Annotated in this window: 21 protein-coding genes and 1 tRNA gene; 12 read left to right on the forward strand and 10 right to left on the reverse strand. The window is 39.7% G+C overall.

All coding sequences use genetic code 11. From position 1 onward, the window contains the following. Positions 1-255: 255 nt before the first annotated feature. Positions 256-759, reverse strand: coding sequence for a hypothetical protein (locus ABD769_RS04715; protein ID WP_344849828.1), 504 nt, complete (start codon positions 757-759; stop codon positions 256-258). A 56-nt stretch (positions 760-815) separates the two neighbouring features. Here ABD769_RS04715 and ABD769_RS04720 point away from each other — a divergent pair, with 56 nt between their 5' ends. From ABD769_RS04720 to ABD769_RS04730, 3 genes are all read left to right on the forward strand, one after another. Beyond that, positions 816-1,088, forward strand: a complete 273-nt coding sequence (locus ABD769_RS04720) for a hypothetical protein (RefSeq protein WP_344849829.1) — start codon at positions 816-818, stop codon at positions 1,086-1,088. Between the two features lie 49 nt (positions 1,089-1,137). After that, complete coding sequence (locus ABD769_RS04725; protein ID WP_344849830.1) at positions 1,138-1,902, forward strand: MBL fold metallo-hydrolase; 765 nt, start codon at positions 1,138-1,140, stop codon at positions 1,900-1,902. Between the two features lie 42 nt (positions 1,903-1,944). Continuing rightward, positions 1,945-2,028, forward strand: a tRNA-Leu gene (locus tag ABD769_RS04730). 208 nt (positions 2,029-2,236) lie between these two features. Here ABD769_RS04730 and ABD769_RS04735 read toward each other — a convergent pair. The 9 genes from ABD769_RS04735 to ABD769_RS04775 form a co-directional block, all read right to left on the reverse strand. Then, on the reverse strand, positions 2,237-3,115 hold the full coding sequence (locus ABD769_RS04735; protein ID WP_344849831.1) for a glycerophosphodiester phosphodiesterase family protein: 879 nt from the start codon (positions 3,113-3,115) through the stop codon (positions 2,237-2,239). A gap of 160 nt (positions 3,116-3,275) precedes the next feature. Then, the gene (locus ABD769_RS04740; RefSeq protein WP_344849832.1) at positions 3,276-6,512 is read right to left on the reverse strand and encodes a TonB-dependent receptor; all 3,237 of its coding nucleotides are present in this window, start codon (positions 6,510-6,512) and stop codon (positions 3,276-3,278) included. Positions 6,513-6,600: 88 nt separating this feature from the next. Then, on the reverse strand, positions 6,601-9,846 hold the full coding sequence (locus ABD769_RS04745) for a TonB-dependent receptor (protein ID WP_344849834.1): 3,246 nt from the start codon (positions 9,844-9,846) through the stop codon (positions 6,601-6,603). Between the two features lie 4 nt (positions 9,847-9,850). Then, positions 9,851-10,201 carry a hypothetical protein gene (locus tag ABD769_RS04750; RefSeq protein WP_344849835.1) on the reverse strand — a complete coding sequence of 117 codons (351 nt, stop codon included), beginning with the start codon at positions 10,199-10,201 and terminating at the stop codon, positions 9,851-9,853. Continuing rightward, positions 10,191-11,081 carry a FecR family protein gene (locus ABD769_RS04755; protein ID WP_344849836.1) on the reverse strand — a complete coding sequence of 297 codons (891 nt, stop codon included), beginning with the start codon at positions 11,079-11,081 and terminating at the stop codon, positions 10,191-10,193. The genes ABD769_RS04750 and ABD769_RS04755 overlap by 11 nt, the downstream gene beginning before the upstream one ends. A 52-nt stretch (positions 11,082-11,133) precedes the next feature. After that, positions 11,134-11,718 carry an RNA polymerase sigma factor gene (locus ABD769_RS04760; RefSeq protein ID WP_344849838.1) on the reverse strand — a complete coding sequence of 195 codons (585 nt, stop codon included), beginning with the start codon at positions 11,716-11,718 and terminating at the stop codon, positions 11,134-11,136. Between the two features lie 267 nt (positions 11,719-11,985). Beyond that, positions 11,986-13,173 (reverse strand): winged helix-turn-helix domain-containing protein, encoded by a 1,188-nt coding sequence (locus ABD769_RS04765; RefSeq protein ID WP_344849840.1) that lies wholly within the window; start codon positions 13,171-13,173, stop codon positions 11,986-11,988. Positions 13,174-13,216: 43 nt separating this feature from the next. Further along, the gene (locus ABD769_RS04770; protein WP_344849842.1) at positions 13,217-14,119 is read right to left on the reverse strand and encodes a DMT family transporter; all 903 of its coding nucleotides are present in this window, start codon (positions 14,117-14,119) and stop codon (positions 13,217-13,219) included. Further along, complete coding sequence (locus ABD769_RS04775) at positions 14,119-14,664, reverse strand: GNAT family N-acetyltransferase (RefSeq protein WP_344849844.1); 546 nt, start codon at positions 14,662-14,664, stop codon at positions 14,119-14,121. Before ABD769_RS04775 ends, ABD769_RS04770 begins: the two co-directional genes overlap by 1 nt. Before the next feature lie 72 nt (positions 14,665-14,736). Between ABD769_RS04775 and ABD769_RS04780 the strand changes: the two genes are divergently transcribed. The 9 genes from ABD769_RS04780 (at position 14,737) to ABD769_RS04820 (ending at position 23,580) form a co-directional block, all read left to right on the forward strand. Further along, positions 14,737-15,603 carry a LysR family transcriptional regulator gene (locus ABD769_RS04780; protein WP_344849846.1) on the forward strand — a complete coding sequence of 289 codons (867 nt, stop codon included), beginning with the start codon at positions 14,737-14,739 and terminating at the stop codon, positions 15,601-15,603. A 646-nt stretch (positions 15,604-16,249) separates the two neighbouring features. Further along, entirely contained in the window at positions 16,250-16,504 is a 255-nt protein-coding gene (locus tag ABD769_RS04785; protein ID WP_344849847.1) for a hypothetical protein, read from the forward strand. A 204-nt stretch (positions 16,505-16,708) separates the two neighbouring features. After that, on the forward strand, positions 16,709-17,089 hold the full coding sequence (locus tag ABD769_RS04790) for a transmembrane 220 family protein (RefSeq protein WP_344849848.1): 381 nt from the start codon (positions 16,709-16,711) through the stop codon (positions 17,087-17,089). Further along, entirely contained in the window at positions 17,090-17,968 is an 879-nt protein-coding gene (locus tag ABD769_RS04795; protein ID WP_344849850.1) for an EboA domain-containing protein, read from the forward strand. It begins immediately after the preceding gene. Positions 17,969-17,987: 19 nt separating this feature from the next. Next, positions 17,988-18,968, forward strand: coding sequence for a TatD family hydrolase (locus ABD769_RS04800; protein WP_344849852.1), 981 nt, complete (start codon positions 17,988-17,990; stop codon positions 18,966-18,968). Between the two features lie 6 nt (positions 18,969-18,974). After that, positions 18,975-19,859, forward strand: a complete 885-nt coding sequence (gene eboC / locus ABD769_RS04805) for a UbiA-like protein EboC (RefSeq protein WP_344849853.1) — start codon at positions 18,975-18,977, stop codon at positions 19,857-19,859. Positions 19,860-19,883: 24 nt separating this feature from the next. Further along, a complete protein-coding gene (locus tag ABD769_RS04810; RefSeq protein WP_344849854.1) occupies positions 19,884-21,047 on the forward strand; it encodes a 3-dehydroquinate synthase in 1,164 nt (387 codons plus the stop codon). A 3-nt stretch (positions 21,048-21,050) separates the two neighbouring features. Then, complete coding sequence (eboE, locus tag ABD769_RS04815; RefSeq protein ID WP_344849855.1) at positions 21,051-22,223, forward strand: metabolite traffic protein EboE; 1,173 nt, start codon at positions 21,051-21,053, stop codon at positions 22,221-22,223. 4 nt (positions 22,224-22,227) lie between these two features. Further along, positions 22,228-23,580, forward strand: coding sequence for an alkaline phosphatase family protein (locus tag ABD769_RS04820; protein WP_344849856.1), 1,353 nt, complete (start codon positions 22,228-22,230; stop codon positions 23,578-23,580). Positions 23,581-23,626 lie beyond the last annotated feature (46 nt).

Genomic DNA, 23,626 nt, shown 5'->3' on the forward strand with positions numbered 1-23,626 from the left:
TTCGGTTGGAAACAGCTGAACCTTTTTTGTTTAACAGACTTAATAACGTTCATTAGTCATTGGTCATTAGTTTATTGGTGATTGCAAATTGCCAACTGAAAACTGATTAATTGTTATTGCTTTTCAATTTGACCATGCTGAGGATTTATAAACTAAAATGGTCTCAGAATTAGGTGGTGGAAAAACCACAATAGTAAAAAATAACCACCTGATATTAATAAGTTAAATGGTAAATCAATTAAATTTATCAGCTATTTATTTACGGTTTAAAATCTTTTTATCAAACAATAAACTTTGAAGAAATTTAAATTCATCTTCGTTTATTTCATTTCTATCAATAACTAATGTGTTTTTATTCGTTATATCTTTCGCAATAATAATCAACGTGCCATTTAATCGGTAAAATTTAAAATACGGCCATAGAAATTTTAGTTCATGCGTTTCTGCGCGGTAGGTAATTGCTACATCACTTATAGTAATATGAACATTTTCAGATTTTAATTTGCTGGCTTGCTTATATTGTTTGTATAAGCCTTGCATCCGCAATACAGCTATCATAACAATGCCCATGGCAAATGCACTAAATGGATTCCAGAAAGGTAACGTTTTATTCATTACATCTAATTTCATGAACATGAGAAGCAAAGCAATAATAAAAAGCCCAAATGCAATTGCAAATTGTTTGTAATAGAATTGTTTTTGGATGGTTTTGATTAGGGCCTTTTGTTGCTGAGCGTTTCTGTTGATGACGATTTCCATGGGCTAAAATTATAAAAACTTACCTAATTAAATCTGTATTGTTTACATTTGTTCCAATGTCTTTGCCACTAACAAACCATACTTTAGAGAAATTAGAGGCCTTGCTTTTTGCAATGGGCTATAAGGTACGCTACGAAAAAGGGAACTTTAAAACAGGCTCTTGTTTATTGGAACATAATAAGGTGATTGTGGTAAATAAATTTTCTAACCTGGAAGGAAAAATTGCGGCATTGGTTACCCTGGTAAAACAGACCAACGCTGATGAAAATCAGTTGGATGAAAAACAGCGCCAGTTTTATCAATCTTTACAACAAACCGAATTATTTTAATGGAGATACACGACAGAAATTATAGGCATAGAAAGGAAAGTTTAAGCAGATGAAAGTTACTTTTTTAGGTACGGGTACATCGCAGGGCGTTCCGGTAATTGCTTGTGGTTGTGAAGTTTGTACATCTCCTGATAAAAAAGATAAGCGTTTAAGAACTTCTATCTTAATTGAAACCGCCGATAAAACCATTGTAGTAGATAGCGGACCGGATTTTCGTTATCAATTGCTGCGCGAAAACGTAAAAGACCTGGATGCTGTTTTATTTACACATGAGCATAAAGATCACATTGCTGGTTTAGATGACATCAGGCCGTTTAATTATCTTTTGCATAAGGTAATTGATGTGTATGCTACAGAAAGGGTTCAAACGGCATTAAAAAGAGAGTTTTATTACATTTTTGCAGAAACCAAATATCATGGTTTGCCACAAATTAACCTGCATACGGTAACCAATGGTGAAGATTTTAAAATCGGAAAAAGCACCATTATTCCTTTCGAAGTAATGCACCACCTGTTACCCATTACGGGATACAGGATCGGTGATTTTACTTATATCACTGATGCTAAAACCATCCCGGAAGAAAGTTTTGATAAAATAAAAGGATCAAAAATACTGGTGATTAATGCTTTGCAGAAAGAACCTCATATTTCGCATTTTACTTTGAGCGAAGCCATTGCTTTTTCGGAAAAAGTTGGTGCAGAAACCACTTATCTCACGCACATCAGCCATAATTTAGGTAAACATGAGGATATAGAAAAAGACTTGCCTGCGAATATTAGATTGGCATACGATAGTTTGAAAATAGAAATTTAAACGCTTTTTAAAATCCAAAATTAAATTATATTTGCAGCACAAACCCAGGTGGCGAAATTGGTAGACGCACCAGCTTGAGGGGCTGGCGCCTGTATGGGTGTGGGAGTTCGAATCTCCTCTTGGGTACTAAGCGGATTATCATCCTGTTTTCGTAAGGGTTGCTCGTTAAAAAGCAACCATTTTTTTTTGATTTTCAGTAGATTATTGTGAAAGGTTTTGAAGATTTTGTTCTAAACGAAAACTGATACTGTACTGGATTATCTTTGAACAAACATCTACATAAAATATTCTTTTGGGCAACATTTCAATTTTTGTAAAGAAGATAACCTATTTCTTACCTAAAAGCTTTAAAAACATTGCTAAGGCTATCGGTACAGATAATATCACCACCACGGGCAAATACGTTTTGATAAGCTTTACGCGTGTTATTGGGGTAAACATCAACGCCACCTTGTGCACCAAATGAAACCATAATGCCCATGCTGTGTATTTTATCGTAAAATGATTTTTCTTGTAGTTGAGATGGGGTTAATGCAATTAAATTCTGAAACGGAAGCCCGGATTGTTCAATGGCTTTAATGTTCTCCCAGCTGTTAAAGCCCAGCGCCATCATTAAAGTGGGATATTTTTTATTCAGTAATTGCGCATCCTTAATGGTATAGCAAATAATAATCACCTGGTTTAATGTTCGTGAAGAAACAACTTCTCTCATTAATTTTTTAGGATCGGTACCCGGTTTCATATCCAAAGCAACAATAATTTTATTTTTTTTAACAAAGTGGAGCACATCCATCAGTTTCGGAATCCGCTCTCCTTTTATCAAAGTGCCATTGATGTCTTTGAGTTGATATTGTGCAATTTCTTTAAGGGTAAATTTATTTAAGCTGTCTTTTCCGGTTGTTGTCCTATCCAGTGTCGCATCGTGCAACATTACCAGAGCGCTGTCTTTGGTCATGCGTACATCCATTTCCTGGATCACGCAGGGTGCTAGCTGGTGTGTAAATTTCAATGTTTTCAGGCCATTATCCGGGTATCCGGTTTCGGGAGACATTCTATGCGCCATAATTAATGGCATTTTTCGTCCTGCCCTCCATTTAAAATAATCCTGAAGGGTTTGACCGGGTTTAGGGCATGCTGATGGCTGAATTTTAAACGCGAGCAAAAGAAATGCCGGGCAAATTAAAATTATGGAATAATATTTTATGCTTTTCATTTGTTGTTTTATAAAAATGATGGGGTGCTAGCAGGAGCGACAGCCTTTCCCGACTTTTTGGGGAAGCAATCTTTCCTGCCAGCAATCCTTGTTAGAGAGATTGCTTCGTCGGCTGAAAAAGCCTTCTCGCAATGACGAATTTGACTAACCTCACATCAATTTAATTAAATGAATACCTTACACCAAATTGTATCCTGTAGCGAGAGCTTGATGCAGGATTAATTACCGAGCTTAAACCATTATCTTGTATAAATTCTCCTTTTTGCAATAATGCGGGGTTTACCTGGAAAGTATTAGCGCTTACTGCTGTAATTGGCGCAGGGTTGGCCATGGTATTGAGTACGCCCCAGTTTTTATCGATGAGGTTGGTAACGTTCAAAATATCAACCGTTAACTGCAAAGTGTTTTTGCTTTTAAATAACAAGCCCGAAAAATCCTGGGCAAATTTTAAATCAGCCTGAAAATACCAGGGTAAAATAAGCCCATTGCGTTCGGCATATTGTCCTCTTCGGCTATTTAAGTATTTAGAGTTTGAGATAAAAGTGTTCAATGCATCCCATTGTTGTTGTACGGTTGCAGTTGCTGATGGCACTAAATTAATTTGAGCTAAATCTTTTGGTACAAAAATCAAATCGTTACCGGGTACGGCATCCTGGTTTACATCGCCACTGCCACCATAAATATACGAGCCCCTACCTTGTTGTGCGCCTTCAAAAAACAGCCCTAGCGTGGTGGCCATCTTTTCTTTTGCATAAGCTATTTTGTAATTAACGCTTCCCACAATTCTATGTCTTAAATCGAAATCGGTATAGGCATTTACCGGGATATTCGGATTGCCAACTACCTGAATAGCATTAAATGCGGTGTTGGGCGTGGTACTTTTAAACGAATAGGCATCTTTTGATGAACCGTAGGTATAAGATAGAGATGTGCTAAAAGCTTTGTTAAACTGCTTGTTGATTGATTCTGTTAAGAAAAATTGGTGGCCCTGGTTAATATTATCCAAAACATATGCGCCATTGATATTCTGGTTAATTTTATTTGATGTATATTTTAACCTGCCATCTGGAGCGGTTGTAGCGGTATTATAATCAAAATTCACGTTTCGGTAATAAGGTGCATTAATATCTTTACTGTAAATGGCTTCTATTGAGCCAATAATACCGCCAGGCAGTTTTGCATCGAGCCCTAAAGTAGTACGCCAGCTTTGTGGCAGTTTAAAATTGGGCGAAACTAAATCTACTTCGTATTTTTGGGCGAGGGTACCGTTGGCCGGAATGTAAGCCCTGGGATCGGGGTTGAAAGGGTAAGGGGCAGTAACATTTGGGTTTGTCTGGGTGTTTGTAGGTGCTAAGCTACCTTCATTTAAACCGTTAATAGAATAGGCTTTTTCTATAAAAACAAAGGGAATATTGCCGGCAAATAAACCAGAACCGCCTCTTAATTGTAACGTACGGTCACCCATTATATCCCAATTAAAACCTACACGGGGCGAAAATAAAACTTTTGTACCGGGTGTATTTGTGGTGCTGTAATTTTCGGTACCACCGGTAGCATTTTGAAATTGATAGCCCGCTACGGCAGGGTTATTTTGCGGTGTGTTTAAAAAAGTTGTAAAATCGGCCCTTAAACCTGCTGTTACTTTTAAGTTGGTTACAGGGAAAAACTCATCCTGAACATATAAGCCTGTTTGTGCAAATTTTGGGTTATCGATGGTAACGGTACGGCCGGGTTGTAAGGTATAATTTAAAGCATAACTCTCTGGCCGGCCTTCTCCGTTACTTACACCCACAGGGGTTTGTGTACCTGCCGGAGAACTGTTATAAAATTTAGCCAGAGAACCGAAATTAAACATACCCTGTGGGTTATAGGTAAACTGGTTTTGCAGGTTGATGTACTGGTAACTGATGCCTGTAGAAATTTTATGTTTATCTAAACTGATGGTAATATCATCTTGTATTTGCAATATTTTTTGGTCAACACGATTATCGCGACCGGCGGGGTTGGTGCCAAAAATATAGGTGTTTCCATTATCGCTAATTGCAACCTGGGGAAACAAATCTCCAAAATATTTACGGTAATCTGGCATGGAGTTGTACGATGCGAAAATACGGTTACTTATTTTATTGTTAAAGGTGGTATTCAATTCGCCGGTAATGGAGTAAATATCGTTGTTACGGGAAAAACCATTATTACTGAAGCCCATGGTTGTTAAATTATTGGTAGCGCCAAAGCTGGTACTTGCATTGAGCTGGTTATAGCGCACGCTCATCTTATTTTTATCATTGATGTTCCAATCCAACTTTATAAGGAATTTTTTATTCTCGGTGGGTAGCGTATAATTCTGGTAACTGCCTGCATCATATTTATAAACAGTGTTGAGGTAATTGCTCAAAGCATCTAAATCTGTAGCTTTAATGTTGGAGATATTTCCGCCCGAAAGCCCTGTATTGGCTTGGAATGAAGCGCCGGGCTGAGTATTTTTAAACTGTTCGTAATTTGCAAAAAAGAACAGTTTATTTTTGATAATGGGGCCACCAAAACGGAAACCAAATGTATTTTCATTGAATTTTGAGCGGGTAATTTCAGCATCTTTTACCTTATTGCCAACTAAACTCTGGTTACGGTAAAAATTATAGATAGAGCCTCTAAACTCGTTATCGCCACTTCTGGTAACTGCATTTACGCTGGCGCCTGTAAAGCCACCAACTTTAACATTGTAGGGCGATAACTCTACCGATACCTGGTCAATTGCATCTAAACTTATGGGCTGGGCATTCGCATTTGCGCCCGGGGTACCTGCCTGTTCGCTCCCTAAACCGAAAGCGTTGTTAAAGCTAGCCCCATCTACCGAAACGTTGTTGCTTTTGCCTCCTTTGCCCAGCATGCCTTGCGAGCCGGCCTGTGGCACCAGCCGGGTAAAGTCGTTTAAGCCCCTAGAAATGGTTGGCAAAGCATCCAATGTAGTCCTGTCTAACGATAAACCAGCGCCATTTTTATTGCTGTTCATCACTTTGTTGCTTCTGCTCCCTTTTACAGCAACTTCTTGTAATTGAGATGATTGATCTTTCATTGCAATATTTATCGATAGGTTTTCTCCCAGTCCAACTTTTGCATCAGTAAGGGTTTCTGTGGTAAAGCCAATAGAACTTACGGTGATGGTATAAGGCCCGCCTATGCGTACGCTTGGCAGGTTAAACCGGCCATCTTTTTGTGTACTGGTAGCGTATTTTGTACCCGATGGTTGGTGGATGGCTATAATGGTTGCGCCCGGAAGCCCCAATGCCTTGTTGTCGGTAATTTTTCCAGAGATACTCCCGGTAGTTAAGCCTTGCGCCAGCAAATGTTGTGTAAACAGCATCATCACGGCAAATAAGAGTAAAAATCCTTTTTTCATAATTTGGTTATTTTGTTTACTCCTTAATTGCAAACAAATCGCCATAATACTCATCAGGAAAATAAATTTAGGGCTAAATCATTTCTCTTCAATTCCCAAAACGGTACCTTAGCCCAAGTTGTATTTGCCAAACCGATAACAAAGCGTTATCGGGTGTAAAGGCCTTGTTCAAATGATCGGGATATACCCGAAAGCTATCGTAAGTAACCGCTTCTATGGGTTGGGTATTGGCCGGAAGGTATTTCACTCCCCAACTCGAATGAATTAAATTGGGTAAATTGATACAATCTAAACTCAACTGAAAGCTATGTTTATTTACTTTTAATTCGTGCGAAATTTTAATATCCACCTGTGTGGCAAAAGGTAAAATGCTACCGTTACGCTCTGCAAAACTTCCTCTTTTACTATTGAGATAGGGCGATGATTGTATAAATTTTTCTAATGATTGCCACTGCATGGCTTCGGTTACCAAAATGCCCTTGTTGTTGGTATAGGGAATTAAGTTGATTTGCTTGCTATTGGCCGGTACAAAAATCAAATCATTTCCAGGTGCTCCATCGCCATTTACGTCGCCAGTGCCGGCGTAGGTATAAGAAAACCGGCCAGTTTGGTTAAATTCGGTAATTACAGAAAAAGTAGTGGTAGATTTTGCCGTAAAATGATAAGATTTAGTTAAAAAAGCGAAAATACGATGCCTTTGGTCGTAAGCGCTATAAGCTAATTTAGGCTGATTTGGATTTCCGTTTACGGGTGCCGAAATAAATTCGGATGCAGGCTCGGTACCCGTAAAACTGCCCCTGTCTTTCGCATTTCCATAGGTATAATTTAAAAACAGGTACAAGTCATCCTTAAAAGATTTTTTTGCGTTTACGCTGATTGCATATTGTCTTCCGCCTTTGGTATTGGCCAATATGTAGGCGTGTTGAATGATTGGTGCGTTAATGGCATTGTTTAATAAACGCTCCCTGCCATCGGCATTAATGGTGTAACTGGTATTGTCTATATTGGCATTACGTGCATAAAAGCCAGAAATATCGTGGTTATACAAACCTTCTATTGATATGATCCAGTTTTGTTTTGCATAAAAATTAAAGGACAAATTGTTTTTAAGCGCCTGGGGGTATTTAAAGTTCTTATCTAACAAAACAATATCGTAGCTGGTATGGGCTGTATTGGTTGGTGTGTAAGCATCAGGCGAAAATAAAAATGGATTGTTTTGAGTGTTTTGTGTAAAGAAAGTGGCGCTTCCAAGTCCGTTGTTCCTAAACTGTTCGCCCAATAAAACCATGGGTAACCGGCCACTGAAAACACCTATGCCCCCATGGATTTTTAAAAAATCGATTTGTTTTAGCTGAAGTGTAAAACCCATGCGGGGCGAAAACCTAAATTGGTTAGGGGGCAATTGCCCGGTATTTAGCTGTTCGGCATTGCCATTGGCTTTTTGGAAAGTTAAACCACTAACGTATGCATTGTTGCCGGGCTTGCCAATAAAATAATTTCTATCGAGCCTTAAGCCAGGTGTTATGGTAAATTGGTTGCTAATTTGCCAGCTGTCCTGAAGGTAAATACCGGTTTCAGCATAACCAAAATTAAAAGTTGGGATTTGCCCGTTTGGTAATAGTGAATACCCTTTTTGGAACATTGCCGGCCGGGCTAAACCCGAACTGGCGCCTGCCGGTGTAGCTGTGCCGGCGGGCGTGCTGTTATAAAAATCGTTTAAGGAGTTAAATTGGTAATAGCCCTGCATTACAGGTACAAAAGTATTTTTTACGCTTACCAGATTTGCATCTGCACCGGCAATAAAATTATGGTTAAGTATATGAAAATTAATATGCTCTTGTAGTTGATAAATATTTGTTTTTAAATTATTCTGCGGAGCAAAAATGTCTGTGCCGAAAGAGATGTAGTTTTTTTCGCCATCTAAAATATCAACAAGCGGTTTTAAATCTCCCGTAGGTTGTCTGTAATCTGGCAGGTTGGCATAACTAACGGTAAGTTGCTGGGCTATATTTTTGTTTAGTTTGCTGGTATAGGCCAACCTTGCCGATAAGGCATTCGAAAACCTAACGAAATTACTGCGCTGGTAGCTCATGGCATATGGGTTGTTGTTCCGGTTTCCAAGGCCTACAAAATTATCGTTGCTTAATGTTTTACCCTGATAAGAATTGAGGTAAAGCACCCTGAGGCCCAGCGCACTGTTTTCGCTCACGTTCCAATCTAGTTGGGCCACTAATTTATCATTATTGCTGTGCAGGTTGTAATTTTGATAAGGGCCTGTTTCATATTGGTAATTTTTTTTCAGAAAGGCACTCAGGTTATTTAAATCGGTGGCTAAAACCCTGGTGCTATTTTCTTCGGCAGTACTACCTGTATTGGCAATATAACTGCTTGCCGAACTGATATTGTTCCTTTTTTCGTAGTTGAGCTGAAAGAAAAGCTTGTTTTTTACAATGGCACCCCCTAAATTAAAGCCTGTTTGGTTTTCTTGATAATTTTGCCCTTTAATATCGGTATGGTTTATTTTAGTGCCTTTTAAATTAGCGCCATTAAAAAAATTAAATGCGGATAAACGAAAATTATTATCGCCTTTTTTGGTGATGACATTAATACCGGCAGAGGTAAAGCCCGATTGCCGTACATCGAAAGGAGCTACATTTACCTGCAGTTCTTCAATAGCATCAAGCCCGATGGGGTCGGTGCCGGTTGTGTTTCCAACAATTACTGTTTTGCCCAATCCGTAAGTAATCAACAGCGAACCATCAATGGTAAAATTATTCAATCGCGGATTAACGCCCATTATTCCGCCACCAGATGCAAAAGGCGAGAGGCGCATGATATCCTGTATGTTTCTGTTTATTGATGGTATTTTGCTGATTAAGGATTGGCTGATGGAAAATACAGTGCCATCATTCTTTAAAACCTGTTTTTTTACTTCGGTTACGGTTACTTCTTCTAAATTGGTAACATTGCTGTTTAGCCTGATGTTGTAGCCCGGATAATCTTGTGGAGATAATTGGTTGATATAGGAAACAGCTTCGGGATAGCCAATTAGCCGGGCGGTGATTTTGTATGGCCCGCCGATGCGCAAATTGGGGAGCACGTATTTTCCATTTCCAAAACTAATGGTTACGTACCTGGTTGCCGATGGAACATGTTCTGCAATAACCACTACATTGCCAATAGCTTTAGCGCTATCTATATAAACCGTGCCCGATAATGATGCTGTGGTGATGGTTTGTGCAAGGGTTTTGTAAGGTAAAACAGATGTGGCAAATAACAGCATTAAAAAGCAGGCACAGCGGTAAAGTGCTTTACCTGTGTTGTTTTTTGCCATTGTATTATGGTTTAATGCGTATAACATTGCTGGTTGGCGGATAATTAACCGATACCCCTATAGCATGTTCATGTACCAGGAATTTTAAATTACTGGTTAGCGCCAAATCCTGCAGAATTTTTTCTAAAGTTTGATGATGATAACTAAAATTAAGCAATAGTTTGCCCGAAATATCTGATGGACTATAAGAAAACCGATAGGCTGTTTTGGCTTCAATAATCTTAAATATTTGGCTGGCGGTTTGGTTTTTGGCTATAAAACTTACCCTCGTTTGCTTAATTGATGCTTTTTGCCGGGCATTTGCAAATACTGTTAAGGATATTAAAAGAAGTATAATAAATACCTTATTTGCCATCGCCATTAAATAAAATTAAAATTTTCCCATCTTTTTTAATATGCCTAAAATTTAGGGTGAAACCAATCATATCTAACACCTCGTCTATATTTTCCCCTTCAAATTTTCCCGTAAAGGTTTTTTGGGTGATATTCTGGTTTGCAACATCCAGTTTTACGCCATAGGTGGCTGATACTTTTTCCAAAACAGCTGTAATCGTCGCGTTGTCGAATGTTATAGATTTAACCTCCGGGCCAGTATTTTTTTTGCTGATCATTCCGTTTCGCTTATCATACACGGCTTCTTCGCCATGCGCTAAAGTTAGCTCAGTTTTTAATGTTTTTTTGTTTAAAATGGAAACACTTCCTTCGCTTACACTTACCCTTATTGATTTTAAAGAGGCTTGATCATCCTGCATGGTTACTTTAAAAACCGTGCCCACATCTTTTACCAGCAGTTCGCCAGCCGTAACTATAAATGGTTTTGAACTGTTGTGCACCACGGTAAACTGGGCATTGCCTTTCAGTTCAATTTCTCGGTTAGCCGATTTTTTATAGCTTATGCCCGAATTTTCCTGTAGCGCTATTTTTGAACCATCAGGCAGGTTAATGATCCTGTTTTCGCCCCTGGCTGTTACAATTTGAACGAGGCTATTGTGGCTTTGATGTTGATAAAACCAAAATGCGCCGGCAACAACTGCAAAAATGGCCACATAGCCCAGCCATTTACCCATTTTATTTAATCTAAGTATTTTTGGTTGCGCTGATGGAAAAAGTTCATCTTTTAATTTTTGATAAACCAGGCCGGCGTTTGGATTTTCAATATAGTTATCCGTTTCGTTCCAAAGCTGGTCGAACCGTTCTTCGTTGGTTAATTTATCTTTTTTATTACTTTCAGACATTTTAATGTGTAGTTAGCATTAACTTATTATTATGAAAAAAAACAAATTATACTCATATTGCCTTGCAAATAAAATAAACTATCAGGGATAAGATGCCCGCATTTGTTAAGGCTGTTTTTAAAATTTTTCTTGCCCTGAATATCTGATTTTCTACTGTCCGCTTCGAGATACCAAGTTTATCGGCAATTTCTTCAGCCGAAAGGCCATTTTTGTAATTCATCGAAAAAACGATGCGTTGCTGTTCCGGAAGGCGGTTAATGGTATCGTTTATACATTTGTTCGTTTCTAAAAAAGCAATGTCATCTTGTGTGGTATTGGTACTTGCATGGCTATACTGCTCAATATCTTCATCGGTATAGTAGTGTTTTTTTTCTTCCAGTTTTTTCAGTACAATTCTTTTGGCAATGGTGTACAGTAAACCGTTTACAGATAAATCTTCTTTAATGGAGTCTTTTTGTTTCCACAGCTGTAAAAAACTATCCTGAATTACATCTTCGGCCTCCTCATCGCTCATGCCCATTTTTTTTGCAACAGTGTAAATCTTCAAATGGAAAGCATCGAACAGCCATTTAAATGCGGTTTCTGAACCATTTTTAATTTCAGCAATCAATTTGTCCTTATTGTAATTCGAATCCATATTGGGTAATCAGCTAAATCAGATTTGCCACCTGTTTAAGTTAACAAAAAAATGGTTTTGTTAAAATTAGAGTGTTAATTTAATGTTTTTTAATGGTTAGGCTGAAGATTGGGAACTATCTTTACTATAAATGACCTTGATTGCAAACAGCGTCGATTGATTGAATTACATATCGAAAAAATGAAAAGCGTAACTTATATCAAAAACTTAAAGCAATATCCAGAGCTGTTAGCTAAACTTATTGAGCAATCCTTTTTGTTTTTTATTCTAAAATTCCTGACTAATTAATTCCAGCAAAGTAATGTTATTCGATCTTCCGAAGGTAACATCCTGGCATTTGTTGAATAGGATAAATTCTTTCAGGTTTTGCACTAACTGATTGATGGTTTTCTGGCCAATTTCAACGGGTTCAAAGTGGATGTTATGAATGATCAGTACTTTTTGTTTACGATTTGCTTTGGCATCCATTCTGGCAATAAATTTTTCTCCGGAGAGAATTGGAAGTGAGAAATAACCGAATTTTCGCTTTGGCGCCGGCACGAAACATTCAATCTGGTAATCAAAATCAAAGAAATCTTTTAAGCGGGCACGGAATACATTCAGTATATCGAATGGGGACAGGATGAAAAGTTCATCTTCAATGGAAATGTTAATGTCGGTGTCGGAGCGCATGTATAGCGGGCCTTTTACACCATCAACACTTACTGTGAGCGCCTCTTTTGACTGAAGCATTTTTTCCAGTTCTTTTTTTACCAGATTTCCCTTTACCCGGCGTGCACGCCAGGCCATTTCCTTTACAGAAGAAATTCCCAGTGCGCCAAGCGTGCGAAGGATCACATAACGCGCATATTCCTCATCTGAAGGCATGGTTTGATCAGTATCCTGAGGTATTACATCCAGAGGCAGGTGATAAACTTTTTGAAAAGCGCTATTGCGGCTGATCATCAGTTTCCCTTCCAGGTAAAGCCTTTCGAGCGCAACCTTTGCCGGCCGCCAGTCCCACCAGCCCGAACTGGCCTCTACGCGGTCGTTCTCAAAATCTCCTACCATTACTGCCCCATCACGTTCCACATGGTCTAAAATCTGATTCATTAGGTCCGATTCTCTTTTCGTTAAAGAAGCGCCTTGTGTTTCAAATGCTTTTTTTACCGGTAACGAAAAACGGAAATCGTGCATGGGCAAAAATCCGGCATCCGAGGTAAAATATTCGAAAATATCGCCCTGTTCGCCAAGCTCTGCAAGCCATTCGGTTTGATAATCAGGAACACGGGCAAACATGGCGTGATGGTGTGCACGTTCTACCACATAATTGGTATCTAACTGTACATATCCCAGGTGGTCTATCACCCTGTAAACGGCTTCTGTTCCCGTTCCGAATTGTGCTTTTTTTGAGAGTCCTGCTGCGTGTATAATGATTTTCCGTGCCTGCGATCTGTTGAGTACAATAGGTTCCATCGCACTAATATACCGATCATTTATCGGGCATCAAAAATCAGGATTAATCCTTTTTCCACTTCGACAGGCTCGATATTGCCATTTGCCGTGGCATTTTCCATTTAAGTTCTGATATCAGGGTAGCCATAAAAATCAGTCCGCCGCCCATTAATAACCGGGATGTAATTTCTTCTCCCAAAATAAAATGTGCTGCAAAGGCGCCAAAAACCGGTTCGAAAAGATAGATGATGGATACCCTTTCGGCACTGATGTATTTCTGCGAAATGTTTGATATCGTGTACATGTATGCCGTTGAGAATAATGCGCAGAAAATAATACCTGCCCAAAAAGTATGCTCCTGCGGTATCCAAACCGTTCCATTTTGGAACAATGCCAATAAAAAGGTTAATATGGCGCAGGTGGCAAACATGGGTACAATGGTAGGCACAATGTCTCCGGCTTTTGATTCCTTTTCGATCTGAATCAGATAAATCGCAAAGCAAAATGCACCAACAATGGTGTAGAGATCGCCGGTACCGATTTTAAGGTTATCGGTTATCGATATTACAAATAAACCAACTAATGCGGTAAATGCCGCTATCCATATTTTTAAAGGCGCAGATTTGCGGTAGATGATGAGTTTGATTAAAGGAATCATTACTACCGTTATCCCGGCAACAAACGAGCATTGCGAGGCCGAGGTATGGGTGATGCCCAGTGTTTGCAAATAGATGCCCAATACCAGGGGAATGGCTAAACTGGCACCGGTTTTAATTATGGCGAGGTTAAGTTTTTTTACCTGCCTCCAGAAAATGACGGATAAAACCATGGTGGCCAGCATAAAGCGATAGCATAGAAATAAAACGGGCTGGTTTTGTCCTATGGCTAGTTTGGTTACCGAAAAGGAAATTCCCCAGAAAGCTGTACCCAGTATCAGTAAAATAAGAAAGAGGTTTCTTTTTTCCATTAAGATACTTTTAATTCATTAGCGTTTACCAATTGTTTTTTCATCATCAAATCCGTTTGCTCATCGTCGCCAAGCCAGAATGAATGTTTTCCAAAGGCTTTAAAGCCGTTTTTTTTATAGAATTTTAAAGCCCTGTAGTTTTCTTCCCAAACGCCAAGCCATACATAAGATGCCCGTATTTGGTGGGCAATATCAATGGCTTTTTGATAGAGTAACTGACCAACTTTTTGTCCGTAAAATGCTTTCAGGAGATAAATCCGTTCAATTTCGAGCGCCTCCGGGTCTAATTGCTCAGTTTGTGCTGCTCCAAGGTTAATTTTAAGATAGCCAATCACTTTTCCTTCAAGTACCGCAAAATAGATCTGTGAATCTTTATTGTTTAGTTCAGCTTTCAGTTTCTCTTCCGAAAAACTGTTTTCGAGGTATTCTTTCATGTTTTCCTCGCTGTTTACTTCAGCAAAAGCTTCAAAAAATGTATTTCTTCCAATTTCCTGTAATTTTTTGAGGTCTGTAATTGTTGCCCTTTCGATTGTGATCTGCTCCATGGCACGAATGTAAGCACTCTTTAAATGTTATAAAATGCTATTATTTCATTTATTAATGCGTATTTTGCATTAATGGATCTGCAGCGAATTAAATATTTTTTAGCCCTGTCTGTGGAGCTTCATTACTGGAAGACAGCCGGGAAGGTAAACATTACACAATCAGCGCTTAGCCGCCAGATTCAATCACTCGAAAGTGAGCTGGGATTACAGCTTTTCGAACGCAATAAACGCAATGTTAAGCTCACTCCGGCCGGTAAATTTTTAAAAGAAAAATGGGAAGTAGAACTGAGTGAGCTCGAATATATTCATCAGTTTGCAAAGCAGCTCCATTTGGGCGAACGCGGAACCATTACGATTGCGCATCCCGATTCGATATCGGCTTCCATTATGCCCGATATTTTGGCTAAAATTACCGAAGCATTTCCTCAGCTACAGATTAAACTGGTGCAGGTTTTATATGAAAATCAACTGGAGTTTTTAAAAAATTACAAGATCGATTTAGCCATTACCCGCGATATTACCAGTGAACCGGGGATCATGTCGAAAAAAATATATACCGATCATTTGGCTTTAGTGGTTCCGTTAGAACATCCTTTTAAAAGGTTCGAAGATTTATCTGCAGAAAAACTCAGGCAGCAGAAGTTTATTTTGCCCACCAATGACGGGGGCAGTAGCTACAGTGAAATTATTCAGGCACTTTTTAAATCCTATAATTTTGTTCCGGATGTATTTCTGCACTCCGAATTTGGATCTACCATCATTGCCCTGGTAAGGAAAGGTTTGGGAATTGCTATTTTGCCCGATTCGTACATGCATCACCAGAGCCCGGGACTGCGGTTTATCCCACTGCCTTTTAAAACTGATTTGTTAATCAACTGGCGGGCCGACGACCATAATCCGGTGCTGGCAAATATTTTAAAACTTGTTTTTGGAGATTAGGATAACCTCACTTAATTTATTGATAAAGGTTTGAATGACATTTATTTAGAAATATATAAAAATCTAAATTGTATTGAAATATGATGAAAATGCCATAACTTTGATAAAAATTAGTCACTCTCAATAAGTAGGCAGAAAATATAATAACATTTTAAATTAATTGTTGTTATTATATTACACTCAAAAGAATTAGCATGGGAAGCAATAACAATTCATACGGACAAAATAAAATGCACGCTAACAGTGCTGTTCCGGCCGGAAAATCCTGTGTTAAAATCAATTCTGCATCAAAATCAAATCTTGTACGCGTGACTTCCAGTCAAATCAATAATGGACGTTCACAAGCATACAAGCACTTGATACCTTAATGTTTGATAATTCATTCCCATTTACTAAACATTTTACCGACAAATTTTAAGGGGCTCAGTATTTAAAAGAGCGAACAACTTATATTTTTAAAACTCAGAAAGAAAAATATCATTTAGAGGTTGAAGAGTATCTTTTCAACATTTATGTGCTTAAATTTTTTCCTGCACGTTTAAAAAAGCACCCCAGAAGGTTCAACATTCTCACTGGTGAAAATAAGGTGGGTAAAATTGTGGCAACCTGTATTCAACTAATATTACAGATCCTAAAAAAGAACCCTATGGCCAACTTTGGCTTTCTGGGATCTCATACTTTTGATCCGAAAAGATCTTATGTGGAGAGTAAGGAATGTACAAAACATTTTAAAATATATCGTTATGCCGTTTACAATCTTATTGGCGAAGAGTATTTTAGCCATTTTATGGAAGAAAAAAACAGCACCTATTTATTGGTTAATAATAAACATGAAGATATTGATTTAATTAAGGAACAGGCAAACATCATGTTCGATACTATTTTTCCTTCACTAAGTTAGATGCATGGCCTAACAGAGAATTTTTTCATTGCACATGATTTGGATTTAGCTTTTATCATTCACTTTCTTAATCAAAAAAATATTTAATAGCAGTATATAATTTACATATTTTAATACTAAAAAAGTGTTCAGTTTAAATAACTTTGTTTTTCAGTGATTGAGTCGGGAAATCGATTTAGCTTGTTTTAAACCAAATAATTCAAAATGCTTTTAATTATTCTCAACATTATTTTTTGCATCTCCTTTTTGGGCTTTGCCTATGTAAATTTAAACGATAACGATGCTTTTCTATGGGTATCGATCTATTTAAGCGCGGCCATATCATGCGGTTTAGCGGCAGCCGGCAAATTTTATCCTTTTGTGTACTTGTTTTTAATTGCCTTTTACCTGGTTTACGCCATTATTCTTTTCTTTGCAAAAGATGGTGTACGCGATTGGATTACAAAATACCGCCGCGAAAGCCTGGTGCAGAGCATGCAGGCTACAAAACCTTACATCGAACAAACCCGAGAGTTTTTTGGCCTGTTAATTATTGCAGGTGCATTGTTGATCAATTATTTTGTTTCTGCGGGCATTACCGCATAAATGTCCTGGGCAATTGTATTTATGAGCGGTAATAATATGGAGGCAGTAAAAGAAATAATATGGTCTGTTGTTAAAAACAATATAAGTTTAGAGCCCGAAAAGTGGCTGGAGGATTTTATACAATCGCCGGATCAGCCAGCGCAAATAGCCAAAGTATTTGTGATGCTGCCGCGTAAAACAGGCAAACTGTTGGTTGCAGTTAACGATGATCAGCAAAAAGCACTCGATAAAGCGGGTTTCGGTTATATCCGTAACTGGACCATCGACAGGCTTAGCCGGGTGTGGTTGCTGAGCAATTTTACAGCGGTTGATGAAGAACAATTATACTCTACTCTCGACCGTTTATTTCTGTCGGCAGAGGTGAACGAAGCGGTGGCTTTATATTCGGCGTTGCCATTTTTACCTTATCCGGAAATTTGGGTTAAGCGCTGTGCAGAGGGCATCAGGAGTAATATTGGTTCGGTTTTAGAAGCAATTATGGAAAACAATCCCTATCCTGCAGCATACCTGGATGAATCGGCCTGGAACCAGCTCGTATTAAAGGCATTCTTCACCGAAAAAAACATTAAACTCATTGCTGGTTTAGATGAACGCGCTAATCTTCAGCTGGCTTTAACTTTGATTGATTATGCTAAAGAGCGTTGGGCAGCCGGCAGGCAGGTACACCCACAGCTATGGCGTTTAGTGGGGAAATTCATTAATGCTGAAATTTTTGAAGACCTTAAAACTGGTCTGCAACATTACGATCAGACAGAGCAGCGCGCCATTGCACTGGCCGTAACCGAATCAGATTACCAGCCGGCAAAAGATTATATTAATACCTTTCCGGAACTGAAACTGGCCCTGGCCGATGGAAGTTTAAACTGGAATTCATTATAAAATAAAAAATCAAATAGATATGTGTTGTAGCAGTTCAATCGCAAGAGATAAAGCAACGATGGGAGAACCCGAGGCTTTTGATATCAGTGCCGTTAAGGGAATGAAATTCTTCGATCCACATGTTCACATGACGTCGAGAACCACAGATGATTATCAGGCTATGGCCGACGCAGGCGTTGTTGCGCTTATTGAGCCGGCTTTTTGGCTGGGCCAGCCCCGAACGGGCCTGGATAGTTTCAGGGATTATTACAGCAGCCTGATTGGTTGGGAACGTTTCCGTTCCTCACAATTTGGTATTAAACATTATTGCACCATCGGGCTTAATTCGAGAGAGGCGAATAATGAAAGTTTAGCCGAACAGGTAATGGAAATCCTGCCGTTATTTATTTATAAGGAAGGTGTAGTAGGGATCGGCGAAATTGGATTCGACGATCAGACTGCTGCTGAAGAAAAATATTACCGTTTGCAGCTCGAACTGGCTAAAGAAGCCGGTTTGCCGGTACAGGTACATACCCCGCACCGCGATAAGAAAAAGGGTACTCAGCGTAGTATGGATATTGCCCTGGAGCATGGCCTTGATCCTTATCAGGTTATTATCGACCATAACAATGAAGAAACGGTAAAAGAGGTTTTAGACCGGGGTTTTTTCGCAGCTTTTACCATTTATCCCTTTACTAAAATGGGTAACGAGCGTATGGTTGAGATTGTAAAGCAATATGGTGCAGAACGCATTATGGTAAATTCTGCGGCCGATTGGGGCATCAGCGATCCCTTAGCCGTGCCTAAAACGGCAGCCTTAATGAAAATGCGTGGTATAAGTGATCAGGATATTGAACTGGTAACTTACCGTAATGCCATTACGGCTTTTGCGCAAAGCGGACAGATTGATGAAGCCGATTTTAATGCACAGGCAGATCTTACCCAGAAATTTGAAGGCAATACCATTCTGCGCGGCGGACAACAACCGAGACCCGATAAATCTTCGATCATCATCAGCTAAATTGTATTGGAAAAATTAATTGTGTACCTGCGCATGATGCGCCCTGCCAATATCGTTACATCTGTAGCTGATATTCTAGCTGGTATTGCCATTTCCGGTGTTTTAAGCAGCGGATTTTCAGTTCCATGGCTTTCAATGTTGTTCTTAGCTGTATCTACTGCCTGCTTGTATGGCGGGGGCATCGTTTTTAACGATGTATTTGATGCTGAGCTTGATAAAATCGAACGTCCGGAACGGGCCATTCCCAGCGGATTGATCAGCCTGCAAAATGCAGCTATTTTTGGAGGCCTTTTACTTTTTGCCGGAATTGCACTGGCCGCTTTAAACAGTTTAACATCGGGCATACTGGCGCTTCTGGTGGCAATTTTTGCTTTGCTTTATAATAAATTCGGAAAGCACCATTCTTTCTTTGGCCCGTTAAATATGGGCTTATGCCGCGGCTTTAATTTATTGCTGGGCATCAGTATTGTGCCCGAAATGTTATATAGTCATTATTACCTGGCCATTATTCCGGTGGTATATATATTCTCCATTACCCTTACCAGCCGTGGAGAAGTACATGGCGGAAATACCAAAAATTTATACATCGCCGCCGGTTTATATGCCATTGTGATTTTTGCGATTGCTTATTTCGCTTTCATAAACGATCGCTTATTATGGTCGCTGTTGTTTCTGGTGCCTTTTACCTTTATGATTTTCAGGCCACTTTTAAAAGCGATTAATCAGCCCATTGGCAAAAATATCGGTGCTGCGGTTAAAGCAGGGGTAATATCCTTAATTTTAATGGATGCTGCCTGGGCTGTAACTTTCGATGCGCTGATGATGGCCTTTGTAATTGCCGCTTTATTGCCTTTATCGTTATGGCTCTCTAAATTGTTTGCCGTAACTTAATTCAACTTACACTATCAAATTGATATGGAACATTTACATCAATCTTTCACCGTACAATATAACTACAACGTTTTCTTTACTTCATCACTTTTTTCGCCTGAAAACGAATTGCTGAACAGCTTTTTGCTCAGTTTAAATCCGGCGGTTACCGTAAAGAAAATTTTATTTGTGATAGATGAAGGCGTAGCCAATGCACATCAGGAGCTTGTTGCGCAGATTAAAACCTATTTCTCCAGCTACAATAAAACACAGCTGGTTCAGGATATTTTGATTATCCCGGGTGGGGAAGTGGTGAAAAATGATACCCGCTATTTCGATCAGGTATTGGAAGCCATCAATGTTCACGGTATCGACAGGCACTCGTTTGTTGCCGCAATTGGCGGTGGTGCCGTGCTCGATATGGTGGGTTATGCCACTACGGTTGCCCACAGGGGGATTAAACACATCAGGATTCCAAGCACGGTACTTTCGCAGAATGATTCTGGCGTGGGCGTAAAAAACGGCATCAACTATTTTAATAAAAAGAATTTCCTGGGCACGTTTTCGCCACCCGTGGCTGTTTTTAACGACGAACTTTTTTTAAGCACTTTATCCGACCGCGATTGGCGTTCAGGCATTGCAGAAGCCATTAAAGTGGCGCTGATTAAAGACGCTGAATTTTTTGAATGGCTCGAAGCCAATGCAGCGGCACTTGCCGCCCGCGATACAACTGCCATGAATTACCAGATCTGGAAATGTGCTAAACTGCACATGGAGCATATCCGCAGTGCCGATCCTTTCGAAAATGGCTCTGCCAGACCGTTGGATTTTGGTCATTGGAGTGCTCATAAATTAGAATATCTCACCAATTTTGAGGTACGGCATGGTGAAGCGGTAGCCATGGGTATTGCTTTAGATAGTGTTTATTCCAACTTATCTGGAAGAATTACAGCTGATGAAGCACAAAGGGTAATTAACCTGATCCAGCAATTGGGTTTCGAACTCACGCATCCTTTACTACAGGTTACCGAAGGCAATAGTCCGATTTTACAGGGGCTGGAAGAATTTCGCGAGCACCTTGGCGGCCAGCTAACCATTACCCTGCTTACCGGTATTGGCAGTGGTGAAGAAGTACATGAAATTGATGCTGAAATTTTAAAACAGGCTGCTGAGATTTTAAATACCCAGACGGTTACCATTCAACATTAAAAGATGAAATTAAACTCCGGACATTTAACTTTCTGCACCAATATTTATGCAGGAGAAAGCTGGGAAGCACATTTTGCGGTGTTGAAAGACAGTTTTCCAAAATTAAAAGGGCAATTATCGCCTGATGCACCAATGGGAATTGGTTTGCGCCTTTCTAACCTGGCCAGTATCGAACTTTTGGAGGAAAACCATTTAACCATTTTTAAACAATGGCTCGAAGATGAAGGTGGTTATGTATTTACCATGAACGGTTTTCCATATGGTGGTTTTCATCATACGAGGGTTAAAGATCAGGTACATGCACCCGACTGGACTACGGATGACCGGGTAAATTATACGCTCCGTTTGGCTAACATTCTTTCGCAACTGCTTCCTGATGGTATGGATGGCGGTATTTCAACTTCTCCTTTGAGTTATAAACCCTGGTTTACCAATGCTGAAGCAAGAGAAAATGCTACCATTACCGCCACAACCAATATTTTAAAAGTTGCTGAAGGTTTACATCAGATCCAGGAACAGAGTGGCAAAGTTATCCACATCGATATCGAGCCCGAACCCGATGGTTTTCTTGAATCTGGTCCGGAATTTATTGATTGGTATGAGGATGTACTTCTACCTTCCGGAAATGATGAAGCGCTGATTAAAAACCACATCCGTTTATGTTACGATGTGTGTCATTTTGCCATCGGCTACGAGCCACATACCTCAATTATAAAAGAACTGCAGGAGAAAGGCATTCAGATTGGTAAAATACAGATCAGTGCAGCCTTGAAAGCCAAATTGCCGGCTTCTTCACCTGAAAGAACGACTGTATTGGATCAGTTAAGCCGTTTTGATGAGCCAACTTACCTGCACCAGGTGATTGCACGCAAAAACGATGGCACTTTACTTCGTTATCCCGATCTTGCTGATGCATTGGCAGAAGGTGAAGATCCGGCAGTAGAAGAGTGGCGGGCGCATTTCCATGTGCCGATTTTTGTAGAAGATATGGGGCTGATCCAATCAACCCAAAGTGATATAACCGAGGTGTTAAACCTGCAGAAACACCATCCTTTTACAAATCACCTCGAAGTAGAAACCTATACCTGGGAAGTTTTGCCAGCCGCTTTAAAAGCTCCCTTAAACGATTCCATCATCAGGGAACTGGCCTGGGTGAAAACATTATTAGAACAATAAAAGCATGCATAAAACAGTTGTTATCGACATAGTAGGCCTGTCTGCATCCGTAATTGGGGCACACACGCCTTTTATCCAAAAATACATTTCTGAAAATCATTTTACCACCATCGAGCCTTTGTTGCCGGCGGTAACCACCTCCGTGCAGTCGAGTTATGTTACCGGGAAATTTCCGTCCGAAACCGGGATCGTAGGCAATGGCTGGTATGATCATGCCGATGCTGAAATCAAATTCTGGAAACAGTCGAACAAGCTCGTTAATGCTGAAAAAATATGGGATCAGGCCAAAAAAGAAGATCCGAATTTTACCTGTGCCAATATGTTTTGGTGGTACAACATGTATTCTACCGTTGATTATTCGGTAACACCACGACCGAATTACCTGGCCGATGGACGTAAATTGCCCGATTGTTATTCGCAACCAGCCGAACTGCGCGATTACCTGCAGGATAAATTAGGGCAATTTCCTCTATTCCAGTTTTGGGGGCCGGGTGCCAACATCAAATCAACCAGATGGATTGCTGATGCAGCAATGGAAACCGAGAAACTCCATCATCCTACGCTTACTTTGATTTATTTGCCACATTTGGATTATTGCCTGCAAAAATTCGGTCCGGATTTAGAAAAAATCAAACCCGAATTACAGGAAATTGATCAGGTGGTATCAGAGCTGGTGCGTTTTTATGAAGAAAAGGGTGCACGCATCATTTTACTTTCCGAATATGGCATCGCACCGGTAAATAATCCGATCCATTTAAACCGCTTGTTCAGGGAAAACGGATTGATCCAGATTCGCGAAGAAAGGGGATTGGAGTTGTTGGATCCTGGGGCATCAAAAGCTTTCGTTGTGGCCGACCATCAGATTGCGCATGTGTATATCAATGATAAAAGCGTAACCGAACAGGTGAAAACTTTATTGAAAAATGCTGCGGGCATCGAATTGGTTTTAGATAAAGAAGAACAGAAAAAATACCACATCAACCACGAACGTTCCGGCGACCTGGTATTGGTAGCCAAAGAGAACAGCTGGTTTACCTATTATTTCTGGCTCGATGATGCCAAAGCACCCGATTATGCAAGGGTGGTTGATATTCATAAAAAACCGGGTTACGATCCGGTAGAAATGTTTATGACTTCTAAACTGAGGGCAGGTTATAAATTATTGAGGAAAAAAGCAGGTTTCCGTTATGTAATGGATGTAATTCCGCTTGATGCAACACTGGTTAAAGGATCGCACGGGCGCACGAACGTTACAGATGAATATAAACCTGTTTTGGTAACTTCTAAACCTGTGGGTAAAACTTTGCATGCACCTGATATTTATGAGGTGATATGGGAGAGCTTGACGGTTAAATAAACTTAGTTTGTCATTCTGAACGCAGTGAAGAATCTGTTTCATAATT

Source organism: Pedobacter jeongneungensis, assembly GCF_039538295.1.
GTDB classification, from domain to species: domain Bacteria; phylum Bacteroidota; class Bacteroidia; order Sphingobacteriales; family Sphingobacteriaceae; genus Pedobacter; species Pedobacter jeongneungensis.